17 protein-coding genes and 1 tRNA gene are annotated in these 11,658 nt (G+C 70.9%); 9 read left to right on the top strand and 9 right to left on the bottom strand.

The genetic code is table 11. From position 1 onward, the window contains the following. Positions 1–2: 2 nt before the first annotated feature. Positions 3–869 (top strand): DUF3626 domain-containing protein, encoded by an 867-nt coding sequence (locus MWU75_RS03590; RefSeq protein ID WP_247088223.1) that lies wholly within the window; start codon positions 3–5, stop codon positions 867–869. A gap of 58 nt (positions 870–927) precedes the next feature. After that, on the top strand, positions 928–1,623 hold the full coding sequence (locus MWU75_RS03585) for a class I SAM-dependent methyltransferase (RefSeq protein WP_247088221.1): 696 nt from the start codon (positions 928–930) through the stop codon (positions 1,621–1,623). On the opposite strand, the gene MWU75_RS03580 is transcribed toward MWU75_RS03585, so the two are convergent. Continuing rightward, a complete protein-coding gene (locus tag MWU75_RS03580; protein WP_247088219.1) occupies positions 1,571–2,545 on the bottom strand; it encodes a glycosyltransferase family 2 protein in 975 nt (324 codons plus the stop codon). The genes MWU75_RS03585 and MWU75_RS03580 overlap by 53 nt on opposite strands. A 34-nt stretch (positions 2,546–2,579) precedes the next feature. On the opposite strand from MWU75_RS03580, the gene MWU75_RS03575 reads away from it, so the two are divergent. The 5 genes from MWU75_RS03575 to MWU75_RS03555 all read left to right on the top strand — a co-directional run bounded on the left by MWU75_RS03575 (position 2,580) and on the right by MWU75_RS03555 (position 4,535). After that, on the top strand, positions 2,580–2,798 hold the full coding sequence (locus MWU75_RS03575) for a hypothetical protein (protein WP_247088217.1): 219 nt from the start codon (positions 2,580–2,582) through the stop codon (positions 2,796–2,798). Then, positions 2,798–3,379, top strand: coding sequence for a nicotinate-nucleotide adenylyltransferase (gene nadD, locus MWU75_RS03570; protein WP_281496791.1), 582 nt, complete (start codon positions 2,798–2,800; stop codon positions 3,377–3,379). Before MWU75_RS03575 ends, nadD begins: the two co-directional genes overlap by 1 nt. After that, positions 3,380–3,739, top strand: coding sequence for a ribosome silencing factor (gene rsfS / locus MWU75_RS03565; RefSeq protein ID WP_247088215.1), 360 nt, complete (start codon positions 3,380–3,382; stop codon positions 3,737–3,739). It abuts the gene before it with no gap. Between the two features lie 4 nt (positions 3,740–3,743). Further along, positions 3,744–4,379 carry a histidine phosphatase family protein gene (locus MWU75_RS03560; RefSeq protein ID WP_247088213.1) on the top strand — a complete coding sequence of 212 codons (636 nt, stop codon included), beginning with the start codon at positions 3,744–3,746 and terminating at the stop codon, positions 4,377–4,379. Positions 4,380–4,462: 83 nt separating this feature from the next. Continuing rightward, positions 4,463–4,535 (top strand) — tRNA-Ala (locus tag MWU75_RS03555). Positions 4,536–4,637: 102 nt separating this feature from the next. On the opposite strand, the gene MWU75_RS03550 is transcribed toward MWU75_RS03555, so the two are convergent. Further along, positions 4,638–5,261, bottom strand: coding sequence for a glyoxalase (locus MWU75_RS03550; RefSeq protein ID WP_247088211.1), 624 nt, complete (start codon positions 5,259–5,261; stop codon positions 4,638–4,640). A gap of 125 nt (positions 5,262–5,386) precedes the next feature. Here MWU75_RS03550 and MWU75_RS03545 point away from each other — a divergent pair, with 125 nt between their 5' ends. After that, positions 5,387–5,824 (top strand): DUF1801 domain-containing protein, encoded by a 438-nt coding sequence (locus MWU75_RS03545; protein WP_247088210.1) that lies wholly within the window; start codon positions 5,387–5,389, stop codon positions 5,822–5,824. Positions 5,825–5,947: 123 nt separating this feature from the next. Here the strand turns inward: MWU75_RS03545 and MWU75_RS03540 are convergent, their stop codons facing one another. The 4 genes from MWU75_RS03540 to MWU75_RS03525 all read right to left on the bottom strand — a co-directional run bounded on the left by MWU75_RS03540 (position 5,948) and on the right by MWU75_RS03525 (position 8,054). After that, positions 5,948–6,550, bottom strand: coding sequence for a DNA-3-methyladenine glycosylase I (locus tag MWU75_RS03540; protein ID WP_247088850.1), 603 nt, complete (start codon positions 6,548–6,550; stop codon positions 5,948–5,950). 40 nt (positions 6,551–6,590) lie between these two features. After that, complete coding sequence (locus MWU75_RS03535; protein WP_247088849.1) at positions 6,591–7,199, bottom strand: methylated-DNA--[protein]-cysteine S-methyltransferase; 609 nt, start codon at positions 7,197–7,199, stop codon at positions 6,591–6,593. An 86-nt stretch (positions 7,200–7,285) separates the two neighbouring features. Further along, positions 7,286–7,771, bottom strand: coding sequence for a sigma-70 family RNA polymerase sigma factor (locus MWU75_RS03530; RefSeq protein WP_247088848.1), 486 nt, complete (start codon positions 7,769–7,771; stop codon positions 7,286–7,288). A gap of 73 nt (positions 7,772–7,844) precedes the next feature. Then, complete coding sequence (locus tag MWU75_RS03525; protein WP_247088208.1) at positions 7,845–8,054, bottom strand: hypothetical protein; 210 nt, start codon at positions 8,052–8,054, stop codon at positions 7,845–7,847. A gap of 36 nt (positions 8,055–8,090) precedes the next feature. Here MWU75_RS03525 and MWU75_RS03520 point away from each other — a divergent pair, with 36 nt between their 5' ends. Beyond that, positions 8,091–9,293 carry an MFS transporter gene (locus MWU75_RS03520; protein ID WP_247088206.1) on the top strand — a complete coding sequence of 401 codons (1,203 nt, stop codon included), beginning with the start codon at positions 8,091–8,093 and terminating at the stop codon, positions 9,291–9,293. Positions 9,294–9,350: 57 nt separating this feature from the next. On the opposite strand, the gene MWU75_RS03515 is transcribed toward MWU75_RS03520, so the two are convergent. The 3 genes from MWU75_RS03515 to MWU75_RS03505 all read right to left on the bottom strand — a co-directional run bounded on the left by MWU75_RS03515 (position 9,351) and on the right by MWU75_RS03505 (position 11,576). Beyond that, positions 9,351–9,809, bottom strand: coding sequence for a hypothetical protein (locus tag MWU75_RS03515; RefSeq protein WP_247088204.1), 459 nt, complete (start codon positions 9,807–9,809; stop codon positions 9,351–9,353). Positions 9,810–10,064: 255 nt separating this feature from the next. Beyond that, a complete protein-coding gene (locus MWU75_RS03510; protein WP_247088202.1) occupies positions 10,065–10,583 on the bottom strand; it encodes a type II toxin-antitoxin system PemK/MazF family toxin in 519 nt (172 codons plus the stop codon). 9 nt (positions 10,584–10,592) lie between these two features. Next, positions 10,593–11,576, bottom strand: a complete 984-nt coding sequence (locus MWU75_RS03505; protein ID WP_247088200.1) for a DUF4037 domain-containing protein — start codon at positions 11,574–11,576, stop codon at positions 10,593–10,595. Between the last annotated feature and the right edge of the window lie 82 nt (positions 11,577–11,658).

The raw sequence follows: 11,658 nt of genomic DNA, 5'->3' as shown, positions 1-11,658 counted from the left end.
GGGTGAACCGTCCGCGCGCCGTCGACCTGGTCGAGGAAGGGGTCTCGGGGCCACCGCTCGACCGGACGTTGCGCATCGACGTCCACTTCCACCCGGACTCGATCGCTGCTGGACGGACGGTCCTGGAGCACCTGGCGCAGGACCGTACCTACCGCACGCAGTTCGAGACCGGCACCAGCAACGGCGGGCTCACCGCGCAACCTGGTGGCGATCGGTGGCGGTGGGAGCACCGGCTCTTTCGTGGGCAGTATGACGAGGCGTCGGTCAGCGCACGGCCGCGGTACGGCGCGCTGAACCACCGACGGCGGGTCGTGGGCGGGGCACCGCGGTTCGGCTCGGCGCACCTGCGGCTGACGGAGGCGGTGCTCGACCGCGCGACGTTCTGCTTCCCGGACTCGGTCTTCGAGCCGACGGCGGTCGCCACGGCCCGGCGTTTCGGGCTCTGGCCCCTGGTGGCTGCCTTCGAGGCGGTCGAGCGGGACGACGCTGCGGAGCGCGCCGAGGGCGGGTTGCTCGACGACTATGTCGAGGCGCACGTCCACGGCGGTCTCGACCTCGACTCCGACGTCGAGGCGCTGGTCCTCGACCCGGCCTACCGGGGGAGTGCCACCGAGGGGGCGGCCCATCGTCTCGGGGTGCCCGTGGAGTGGCATCCGGGTTTCCGGGTCCACGTCGACACCATCGCCGACCACCCCGACTTCCGTGACGCGCAGGTCGTGAGCCTGGCCGCCCGGCTCGCGTCGGACGGCTGGCTCGACCCCGCGGTGCTGGGTGCGGCGCGCAGGCAGGGGCGTCATCCTCCTCAGCTGCTCAAGCTGGTGTGGCACTACGTGGCGCGGTTCGGCACGGACTGGTCGCGCACCACGTGAGCTCACGATCGAGGGGTCGGCTTCGTTCGGGGTGCGCCCGTCCTGGCAGGATGCGCGCATGGAGGGAACCGAGATCCGCAAGCTGGTGACGCTCGAGGACGACCACTGGTGGTATCGCGAGCGTCGGCACCTGCTGCGCCAGCGGGTCCGCGACCTGGCGCCGGGGCAGGCGCTGGACATCGGTGCCGCGGGCGGCGGGAACACCCGGGTCCTGCAGTCCCTCGGCTGGGACGTGCTGGCGCTGGAGTTCACGGCGGAGGGTGCCGAGGTCGCCCGGGAGCGTGGCCTGCAGGTGGTCCGCGCCGATGCCCAGAGTCTCCCCGTGCACGACCAGAGCCTTGACCTGATCACGGCCCTCGACGTCCTGGAGCACCTGCCCGACGACGAGGGTGCTGCCGCCGAGATCCACCGGGTGCTGCGTCCGGGAGGCATCCTGGTCGCCGCGGTCCCGGTCGACCAGCGTCTGTGGTCAGAGCACGACGTCGCGGTGGGCCACCAGCGCCGCTACGCGGCCGCTGACTTCATGGCGCTGCTGCAGGGTGCGGGACTGGAGGTCCTGGAGGCACGCTCGTGGATGGTGCTGCTGCGGCCAGCCGTGGCCTGGCACCGCCGGCGCTCCCAGGGCAGCGACCTGACCAGGCCGCACCCGCTGACCAACGCCGCCCTGACCTCGGTCGTCCGGCTGGAGCGGCACCTGCCGGTCAGTCGCGCCCCGGGTGTGTCCCTGTTCGTGACGGCGCGTCGGCGCCGGTGAGGGAGTCGTAGGCCACGTAGTAGGTGGGGCGCCGCTGCAGCGTCGTGTAGATCCGCCCGACATACTCGCCCATGATCCCCAGGCAGAGCAGCTGCACCGCCCCCACCGCGGCGACGATGACCACGGTGGAGGTCCAACCGGCGACGGTCAGGCCGGTGATCTTGGCCACCAGTGCGTAGAGCAGCAACCCGACGGCCGCCAGGAAGCCCCCGAGGCCGAACCAGGTGGCCAGCCGCAGGGGGGTGAGGGAGAAGCCCGTGAGGCTGTCGACGGACAACCTCAGCATCTTGGCGATGGGGTACTTCGAGCGACCCGCGGCCCGCACCTCGCGGGTGTATCCCAAGCTGGCGGAAGGGAACCCGAGGGAGGGGATCACGAGGCGCAGCACCCGGTGGTGCTCGGGGAGGGCGTTGACGGCATCCACGGTGGCGCGCGACATCAGGCGGTAGTCGCCGGCGTTGTCCGGCAGGTCCTTGGCCCCCGCCGCACGCATGCCGGAGTAGAACAGCCGGGCTGTCAGACGCTTGAAGACCGAGTCGCTGCGCCGGTCGGTGCGCACCCCGTAGACGACGTCGACGTCGCCCTCCCGGGCCACCGACATCATCTCGGCGATCACCTCCGGCGGGTCCTGCAGGTCGGCGTCGAGGGTGACCACCCAGCTCCCGCGGGCCGCCATGAGCCCGGCGGAGATGGCTGCCTGGTGCCCGGCGTTCGCCCGCAGCCGCACCACCCGCAGCTCGTCCCAGTCCCGGCGATAGCGCTGGAGCAGCACGGGGGTCTGGTCCCGGGAGCCGTCGTCGACGGCGATGACCTCGTATGACGTGTGGAGACCTTCGAGCACCGGCCGCAGGCGGGACACGAGGAGGGGGAGGACCTGCTCCTCGTCATACATGGGGATGACAACGGTCAGCTCCGGGTGCATGGGGTAACTCTAGGCGGCACGGTAGTCTGACCCCATGACGCATGTGCTGCTCCAGGCCGTCGAGTCCGGTCACCACGGTAAGGAACTGCCGTTCGACCCGTTCTGGTACGGCGTGATCACGTTGGGGATCGCGCTGGCTCTCCTCGGGATCCTGTGGTCCTTCCGCAACAGCCTCGCGCTCGACCCGGTCGAGCACCACCACAACGACCTCGACACCGGCGCCCCTGACGGGCGCCCCGGCAGCCACCACTGATGCGTCTGGGCGTGATGGGTGGCACGTTCGACCCCATCCACCACGGCCACCTGGTCGCCGCCAGCGAGGCGGCCGCCCTCCTCGACCTCGACGAGGTCGTCTTCGTGCCGACCGGGCAGCCCTATCGCAAGGACGACCGCAGGGTCAGCCCGGCCGAGCACCGCTACCTCATGACGGTCATCGCGACCGCCTCCAACCCGCGCTTCACCGTCTCCCGCGTCGACATCGACCGGCAGGGTCCGACCTACACCTACGACACCCTCCGGGACCTGCGGGCACTACGGCCCGAGGACGACCTCTTCTTCATCACCGGCGCTGACGCCCTGGCCGAGATCCTGTCCTGGAAGGACGCGGACAAGATGTTCGAGTTGGCGCACTTCGTGGGCGTCACCCGGCCCGGGCACGAGCTCAGCGACGACGGGCTGCCGGTGGACCGGGTGACCTTGCTCAACGTGCCCGCGATGGCGATCAGCTCGACCGACTGCCGCCAGCGCACCGAGCAGGGTGAGCCGGTCTGGTACCTGGTGCCCGACGGCGTCGTGCAGTACATCGGCAAGTACCACCTCTACAAGGAGCAGTGAGTGGCCGCGACACAACGCGCCCTGGATCTCGCACGTGCCGCGGCCCACGCCGCGCAGGACAAGCTGGCCGAGGAGGTGATCGGCCTCGACGTCAGCGATCAGTTGGCCCTCACGGACATCTTCGTGATCGCCTCCGCCCCGGGCGAGCGCCAGGTCGCCGCGATCGTGGACGCGATCGAGGAACGCCTCCTGGAGCTGGGCGCCAAGACGGTGCGCAGGGAGGGGCAGCGCGAGGGCCGGTGGGTGCTGATGGACTTCGGTGACATCGTCGTCCACGTCATGCACACCGAGGAGCGCGAGTTCTACGACCTCGAGCGGTTGTGGAAGGACTGCCCGGTCGTCACCCTGCCCGAGGCCTGATCCGGTGCGGCGCCTGGTCGTCTGGCGGCACGGGGAGACCGAGCACAACGCCAGCGGGATCTGGCAGGGCCAGCTCGACACCGACCTGTCGTCCCGAGGGGTCGAGCAGGCCAGGGCGGCGGCCACCGCGCTCGCCGCCCTCGGCCCGACCCGCATCGTCTCCAGCGACCTGCGCCGGGCCTCGCACACCGCGGCGGCGCTGGGTGGGGTGACCGGACTGCCCGTGGAGTATGACGTGCGCTTCCGGGAGATCCACGTCGGCACCTGGCAGGGGATGAGCCAGGGCGACGTCGCCGAGCGGTACCCCGAGGCCGTGGACGCCCTGTCCCGGGGCGAGGACATCGTGCGCGGCGACCACGGCGAGTCCGTGGCCCACGTGGCCGAGCGAGTGATGGCTGGTGCCCAGGACGCGCTGGAGGCACTGCCGGACGACGGCGCCCTCGTGGTGACCACCCACGGCGTGGCTGGTCGGGCCCTGGTCGCGGCCCTGATCGGTCTGCCGCAGCACCAGGCCTGGCTGTCGATGGGCGGGCTGCGCAACTGCCACTGGGCGGAGCTGGCCGAGCACCGGACCGGCTGGCGGATGCTCACCTGGAACGTCGGCGTGACCGACTCGGTGGTCTCGACCAGCGACCGCTGAGCCCGGTCCAGGGAGCACCGGCAACGGCCCGACGGATTTGGTGGAACGGGGGGCGATATGGGTAAACTTCTGGGGTTCCGCAAGGGGCTGTGGCGCAGCTGGTAGCGCACCTCCATGGCATGGAGGGGGTCAGGGGTTCGAGTCCCCTCAGCTCCACCGAGCAGGACCGAGGGCCCGGGTCAGACGACCCGGGCCTTCGTCGTGCCCGGCCACAACCTGCGCCGGGTTACCCTCCGCCCGGCCACACCTCGCGCCGCGTCAGCCTGCGTCGGAGGCTCGGTCAGGCCTCCCCCAGACGATGCCGTCGGGGTCGGTGAACGGCCCCACGTCGCTGGCGACGGCCAGCCGGTGCGAGCCTGTGCCGTCCGGGTCGACGCCGGCGACCTTGGCGAGGGCGCCACGCTTGGTGAGGGACAACGCGATGGGGCCGGACATCGCGAACTCGACATACTTGCGCCCGAAGCTCTTGCCCACCTCCAGCCCATGCTCGACGTAGAACGCCTTCGTCGCCGCCACGTCCGTGACGCCCAGCTGCAGCACGACCTCGTCGAACTCCAGGGTCGCGGGGCCGGTGTCCTTCTTGGACGAGGACGCCAGCGTCACGATGGTCCCGTCAGCGGCCCGGAGCGCGCCGCCATAACCCCACAGCGACTTCGTCGCCGGCTTGAGGACGGTGGCTCCGGCGTCGGTCGCGGAGACCATCAGGGCGTTGACGTTCGCCGGCTGGGCCGCGACGAGCGAGAGGGTCCAGCCCCGGAAGCCGCTGGTCGGCTCGGTTGTCGCACGTAGCTGCACGTGCTGATCGAGGCCGAGGGCGGTGTAGAGGGGCTGGGCGGCCGTCGGGTCGTCCGCCTCGATAGTCAGGAATTCGATGGAAGCCATGGCCTTGAGCCTAGATTCGGCCACGTGATCACGCTTCTCGGATCCTGATCGTTGCCCCACCCGTCCTGGTCGCACCGCACGGCGGTCGGTGACATGCTCGAAGGTGCCATTGGAGGAGGTATGGCATGAACACGACGAACACGAAGAAGTCACGAACGACCGAGCCGAAGCTGCTGTCGGGAGGCAACCCGCAGATCCCCAAGGGCGACGGGGACGAACCCGTGCAGGCCTACATCGCCGCGATGCCCGGGTGGAAGCGGGGGCTGGGTGAGCGCCTGGACCGACTCATCGTCGACACCGTCCCCGACGTGCACAAGGCGGTGAAGTGGAACCAGCCGTTCTACGGCGACGGCCCGGACAGCTGGTTCCTGACCTTCCGCTGCTTCACGAAGTATGTGAAGGTCACCTTCTTCCGGGGCACGTCACTGGACCCGGAGCCACCCGAGGCCTCCAAGCACCCGGAACAGCGTCACCTGGATCTGCACGAGGACGACCCGGTCGACGAGGAGCAGCTGACCTCCTGGATCAAGCAGGCCAGCGCCCTGCCCGGCGAGAAGCACTAGGTGCGCGAGCTGCCGCTGCAGCAGTATCCGTGATCGGTGCGAGCCAATCCGCACCGGTGTGACGTCATGGACCTCGCACCGACGGCGTGTTGCTCGCACCGACGCCTGGCCGCGCTGCCGGCCTCAGGACGCCCAGACGCCGGAGGTGCCTCGTCGGTGAGAACCGACCAGGTGGGTGTCCACGATGCCGACCGCCTCCATGAGCGCGAACATCGTGGTGGGCCCGACGAAGGCGAAGCCCTCCCGGCGCAGTGCCTTGGCCAGCGCGAGTGACTCCGGGGAGGTCGTGGGGATCTCGTCAGGGGTGCGCGGCTCGGGCGTGCGGTCCGGCTGGAAGGACCAGATGAACTCCGCGAGGCCGCCCTGCTCACGCAGCCGCACGGTGGCGGCCGCGTTGGTGATGGTGGCGCGGATCTTGGCCAGGTTGCGCACGATCCCCGCATCACCCATGAGCCGCTGGACGTCGGACTCGCCGTAGGCCGCCACCACGTCGGGGTCGAAGTTGTCGAAGGCCGCCCGGAAGGCCGGCCGCTTGCGCAGGATGGTCGCCCACGACAGCCCGGACTGGAAGGCCTCCAGGCTCAGCCGCTCGAACAGTCCCCGCTCGTCCCGGATCGGCAGACCCCACTCGGTGTCGTAGTAGTCCCGGAGCAGGGGGTCGGCGGCGGCCCACGGCGGGCGCGCCAGACCGTCCTCACCCAGCACCACGGGGGAGTCGGTGGTCATCATGCCCGCGATTGTGGCAGCCGCCACCGACAGTGCCCGGTCACGCCGCGTGCTCCAGGGCGAGCAGCGCGTTCTTCGCCTGTGCGCCACCGAGATAGCCACCCAGGGAGCCGTCGCTGCGCAGCACCCGGTGGCACGGCACCACGACCGGGAGCGGGTTGGTCGCGCAGGCCGAACCGACCGCCCGCACGGCTCGAGGACTGCCGACGGCTGCGGCGACCTCGCCGTACGACGCGGTGTGGCCGTAGCTGATCTGCGGGAGATAGACGTGCACCTGCCCACGGAACCCGGTGCTCAGCGCGCGGTCCAGCGGCAGGTCGAAGGCCGTGCGGGTGCCGGCGAAGTACTCCTCCAGCTGTCGCGCCGCCTCGTCCAGCTTCGCCGGCGCCCGGAGCACGCGCGGCCCGAGACGGGTCGCCAGCGCCTCCAGCACCGCGTCGAAACCCTCGCGGTCGAAGGCCACCCGGACCAGTCCGACAGGCGTTGTCGCCAGCAGCAGCGCGCCGACGGGGGAGTCGACGGTGCGATAGCTGACATCCAGCAGGCCGTCCTGCTCCGCACGCAGCTCGAGGAGGCGGTGCAGGCCCGCCACGTCGGTCGCCGGTGCCAGCCGCTCAAGCAGCGCATCGTCCCTGCCCCCACTGTCCATGCCAACACTGTCCGTGGCGACGCTCTTGGTGCCGACGGCGTCCGTGCCGACACGGTCCGTGGGGACGTTGTTCTCGGGGGTGTCGTTCATCGGGGTGCTCCTTCCGGGGTGTAGGTGCGGCGCAGTGCGCGGATGCCGTCGGCGGCGGCCCGTCTGACCGCCTCGGGGGAGCCGCCGATCAGCTCCGCCGTCTCGGTGTGCCGCAGCCCGCCGAGGTAGTGGTAGGCGAGCGACAGCCGCTGCCGCTCGGGAAGGGCCGCGACCGCGGCCCACAGGTCCGGCGCGGACGTCTCGGGGAGCCCCGTCGTCGCCGGTCGCTCGGGCAGTATGTCGGTGGGTTGCGCCCTGCGGCGCGCCCCACGGGTGACGTCGATCGCCTTGCGGTGCGCGACGCGGACCAGCCAGGCCTGCACGTTGGTGTCGGCGGGCAGGTCCGGCCACGCACGCAGCGCCGCCAGGAACGTCTCGGACCACGCGTCGTCGGCGTCTGGGCCGGGCCCGAGGACCGCCCGGACGACCCGCAGGACCGTGGGGCCGTGCTCGGTGACGGTGTGCTCGAAGGGCTGCTGCATGCTCATCACACCGTAGACGCGGACGGGGGACAGAACGTGAGGTGCACCGCCACCGCTGAGAGTTGGCCAGCGGTTACGCCCGCGCGGTGCCAGGGGGCTCCGACGAGAGGTGCTCGGTGAGCCAGGCCACCAGTTCGGGGTCCTGGGTGGTGAGCCGTTGGACCTCCTCGCCACCGTCGCACCGGCACATCGAGACCGTGGCGACGTGGTCGTCCGCGGCGAGCACCCGCCATACTCCACCGAAGTCCGCCCAGCGCTCGAGGGTCTCCCTGTCCGTGGCCATGCCCTCATCGTGACAGACGGGTGACAGGATGCGGCGGTGAGCACCCCCGAGTTCCGGCTGCGCGAGGTGGCCCTGACGGCCTACGGGCCGACGGTGGTCAGCGCGATCGGGCACGGCGCCGTGCTGCCGATGCTTGCGCTGCGCGCCCGGGAGCTCGGTGCGGACCTGGGGACCGCCGCGTTCGTGGTGGCGCTGCTGGGGATCGGCCAGCTGATCGCCTCGCTGCCCGCCGGTGCCCTGGTCGCGCGGGTCGGTGAGCGCTGGGCGCTCGTGGGGGCGGGCCTGCTGGACGCCGTCGCCATGGTGGGTGCCGGACTGTCCGGTTCGGTGCTCTGGCTGAGTGTCGCGGTCCTGGCCAGCGGCATGATGTTTACCGTCTTCCTGCTGGCCAGGCAGCAGTTCATGATCGAGGTGGTGCCCGACTACTACCGGGCGCGGGCGCTGTCGATGCTTGGAGGATCGCACCGGGTGGGACTGTTCATCGGACCGCTGCTCGGCGCTCTCGCCGTGCACCAGTGGGGGATTCGCGGGGTCTTCTGGCTGGCCGCGCTCGCCGCCGTGGTCGCGGCCGGCATCGCTCTGGTGATGCCGGACCCGGGTGCTGCGAGCCGGCACGAGCAAGCGGCCAGCGGCCACCTGTCGGTGTGGTCGGTGATGAAGGAGCACCGTCGGGTGCTGGTCACCCTCGGCAGCGTGGTCGTGGTCATCTCAGCCTCCCGGGCCGTGCGCACCACCCTGCTGCCGTTGTGGGCCGAGCACGTGCACATGACACCGGCCGAGACGTCCTTGGTCTTTGGCATCGCAGCGGCCCTGGACATGGTGCTCTTCTATCCGGCCGGATGGTTGATGGATCATCGTGGCCGGCAGTTCGTGGCGGTGCCCGTGGTGCTGGCCGTCGCGCTCGGGACCCTGCTGCTGCCGCTCACCGGTGGCATCGTCGGGGTGACTGCTGTCGCCCTGCTGATGGCGCTGGGCAACGGGCTCGGCGCGGGGATCGTGATGACGCTCGGGGCGGACGCCTCGCCGCGGCTGGGTCGTGCCCAGTTCCTCGGCGCGTGGCGCTTCGCCGGTGATCTCGGGGTCACGGGTGGACCCGTGGGGCTGGCGGGACTACTTGTCGTCGTGCCTCTTGCCGCGGCCTGCCTGGTCGCCGGCGTGCTCGGGTTGGCCGGCAGTGTGTGGGTCGGCTACTGGACCGGCAGGGTCGACCGGCTGCGACGGACGGCGCGCTCGGCGTGAGACGGCAGGAGCTGCTGCCGGATTGGTGCCAGGAGCAGCTGGAGCCGCGGACGGCAGTCAGTCAGGCTCCGGCACTTCTGGGTACAGCGACTCTGCCGGAGGAGTGAGCGGGCAGACCCGTGCGAGGAACTCGTCGGGATCGTCGCCGGTGGCAGCGATGGCAGCGTTCAGGTTGGCTCGCTGCGGGGCAGCCTCGGCCCAGTGAGTCTCTGGGTCGGCGAGAAAGACCTCACGGCTGGGCAGCCCGGGGACCGGCAGCCCCTCGTCCTCAAGACATGGAACCGCCACACTGGTGAAGTGGTCGTAGATCAGGACCCAGGCCTGCGGCGCCAACGGTCGGAGATAGCGCTCCTGGACCGGATAGGCCGCTGTGCACTCGTAGGTCGCGGTCGCATACGAGTCCTCCTGACCAGGGGCGATCGATATGCCCCCGGTTGCGTCCGCAACCCAGCCACGCTCGCCGAGGCACGCCAGCAGCGCCTCCCGACTCTCGGCCGGAGTGACCTCTCGGACCACGGATACGGGATAGGCACGATCCAAACCCAGGCGGTCCGCCAGACGATCCAGTTCGTCCTGCCAGACGACCGTGTCCTGAGCGGCGGCCGTCGCGCCGACTGACTCCGCAGCAACCGTCGGCGCGGCATCGCCGGGGGATGAAACGGCCGTGCATGCCGGCAACCAGAGCATGCACACGATGGCCGAGCCAAGACCCGGGACAAGGCTGGTGCGCCGGTTCAGGACCAGTCCACTCACCTCCCGCAGTCGTGTGCCTCAGGTGTGCTGGCGCACGCCCGCGGCCACCTCATCGAAGCGCTCGCGGTCCAGCACGGCGCCGATGCGGCGCACCGCCGCCGGGTCGATCCGCAGGATGCGGTCGACGCGCGCCTCGCTGGGGCGCCGCTCCCGGTCCCACGCGCCCGCCCCGACGTCCACCCAGTAGCGCCCCCACCGCGCCTCGTCCGCGGCGTCCTTGTCGTGGTCCTGGCTGCTGAGCTGCAGCGCGAGCAGCAGGTCGCCGTCACGTCCGATCACCAGGACCGGTCGGTCCTTGCCCTGGGAGTGGTCCTCCTCGTAGGGCACCCACGCCCACACGATCTCACCCGGGTCGGGCAGGTCGTCCTGCACGGGCTCGTAGCTGATCCGCGGAGTCCCCTCGAAGTCGCCGGCATAGCGATCCCCACCTGTCCGCGACGACTGCTGCGTCCGCCCGGTGGTGCGCCGCTGCGCGGTCCTGGTGGCCGAGCGGAGGGTCTTGAGCACGGACTCCAGGAAGCGCTGCATCGACGGCATGCGCCCACCCTAGTTCGCGGCGTCCTTGCCCAGCCGGAGGTCAAGCAGCTGCACCAGGAGTCGCCGGTCGGACGCACGATGCAGCACGTCGCGGACCCGGTCGACCCCGCCGACCGGCCAGCGGTCCACGATCCGCCGGACCTCGGGGTCCTGGATCGTCGCGGCGAGCGCCCCGGGGAAGTCTCCCCAGAGGACCCGGAACGGACGGCCCCACAGCTGCTCCACCTCGAGCTCGACGTGCGCCGTGATCCGCCGCTGGTTGTGCAGCTCTCCCACGGCACGGTAGGCCTCGATCAGCTTCACCTCGCGCTGCTGCCAGGTCGACGCGGCCAGGACCTCCTCGAACAACGGGGTCAGGGCCGGCCCGCAGGGCAGCTGGTGGAACGCCGTCCCGAGCCACTTGGAGTAGGGCGCATACCGTCGCTCGATCAGGAAGCACAGCTGCATCAGGTCCTGCACCAGCTGCGCGCCGATCACCGACGAGCCGAGTTCGTCCCCGACGTAGCCGGCCCGCCCGGCGAGGTTCATCTCCGGGTGCACGCGCCACCAGGCCGCGATCATCAGGTAGCGCCAGACGTCGTCGGGGTAGTACGCCAACCTCGCGCGGACGTCCACCAGTCCGAGGTCGTCGTGGAAGACGTCGCCCGCGGTCATCATCAGCAGTCCGGCCTCCGGGAAGGTGAGCCAGTCCGCGACCGTGAGCTCCGCCTCAGGGTCGAACCCGAGCCGCGAGCCGAAGAACTCCGCGATGGTGTGCACCTCGACCAGGGTCGGCCGTCCCTCGAACCGGTCTGGAACGACCGGCTCGAGCGTCACACCCGGCGGCACGAACACCAGCACGCGCGCCTCACAGTTGTGGTCTGCGGACATCGCGTCGTCATAACCGAGCACCTCCGAGCCCCGCCCCAGCAGACCGGCACTGTGCGGCACGTCGACCCGTGCACGCACCACCTCGCCGTAGAACCGCCGACACAACTCCAACGCCGCGCCCATGACCACGAAGGTCCCACACCACGCGGGAGGCCCGCCAGCCCTGCGGGAGTCCAAGGTCTGTGCCCGAGCGTGGGAGACTAGG

Source organism: Ornithinimicrobium sp. F0845 (assembly GCF_023015765.1).
Lineage (GTDB): Bacteria > Actinomycetota > Actinomycetes > Actinomycetales > Dermatophilaceae > Ornithinicoccus.
Note: the sequence above shows the minus strand (reverse complement) of the source record. Positions and strands in the feature narration are given on the sequence as shown.

What these genes read in the sequence shown, in the direction of transcription:
- MWU75_RS03585 (WP_247088221.1), top strand. Translation starts at nt 928, where the DNA reads ATGGAGGGAACCGAGATCCGCAAGCTGGTGACGCTCGAGGACGACCAC.
- MWU75_RS03580 (WP_247088219.1), bottom strand. Translation starts at nt 2,545, where the DNA reads ATGCACCCGGAGCTGACCGTTGTCATCCCCATGTATGACGAGGAGCAG.
- MWU75_RS03575 (WP_247088217.1), top strand. Translation starts at nt 2,580, where the DNA reads ATGACGCATGTGCTGCTCCAGGCCGTCGAGTCCGGTCACCACGGTAAG.
- nadD (WP_281496791.1), top strand. Translation starts at nt 2,798, where the DNA reads ATGCGTCTGGGCGTGATGGGTGGCACGTTCGACCCCATCCACCACGGC.
- MWU75_RS03550 (WP_247088211.1), bottom strand. Translation starts at nt 5,261, where the DNA reads ATGGCTTCCATCGAATTCCTGACTATCGAGGCGGACGACCCGACGGCC.
- MWU75_RS03545 (WP_247088210.1), top strand. Translation starts at nt 5,387, where the DNA reads ATGAACACGACGAACACGAAGAAGTCACGAACGACCGAGCCGAAGCTG.
- MWU75_RS03540 (WP_247088850.1), bottom strand. Translation starts at nt 6,550, where the DNA reads ATGACCACCGACTCCCCCGTGGTGCTGGGTGAGGACGGTCTGGCGCGC.
- MWU75_RS03535 (WP_247088849.1), bottom strand. Translation starts at nt 7,199, where the DNA reads ATGGACAGTGGGGGCAGGGACGATGCGCTGCTTGAGCGGCTGGCACCG.
- MWU75_RS03530 (WP_247088848.1), bottom strand. Translation starts at nt 7,771, where the DNA reads ATGCAGCAGCCCTTCGAGCACACCGTCACCGAGCACGGCCCCACGGTC.
- MWU75_RS03525 (WP_247088208.1), bottom strand. Translation starts at nt 8,054, where the DNA reads ATGGCCACGGACAGGGAGACCCTCGAGCGCTGGGCGGACTTCGGTGGA.
- MWU75_RS03510 (WP_247088202.1), bottom strand. Translation starts at nt 10,583, where the DNA reads ATGCCGTCGATGCAGCGCTTCCTGGAGTCCGTGCTCAAGACCCTCCGC.
- MWU75_RS03505 (WP_247088200.1), bottom strand. Translation starts at nt 11,576, where the DNA reads ATGGGCGCGGCGTTGGAGTTGTGTCGGCGGTTCTACGGCGAGGTGGTG.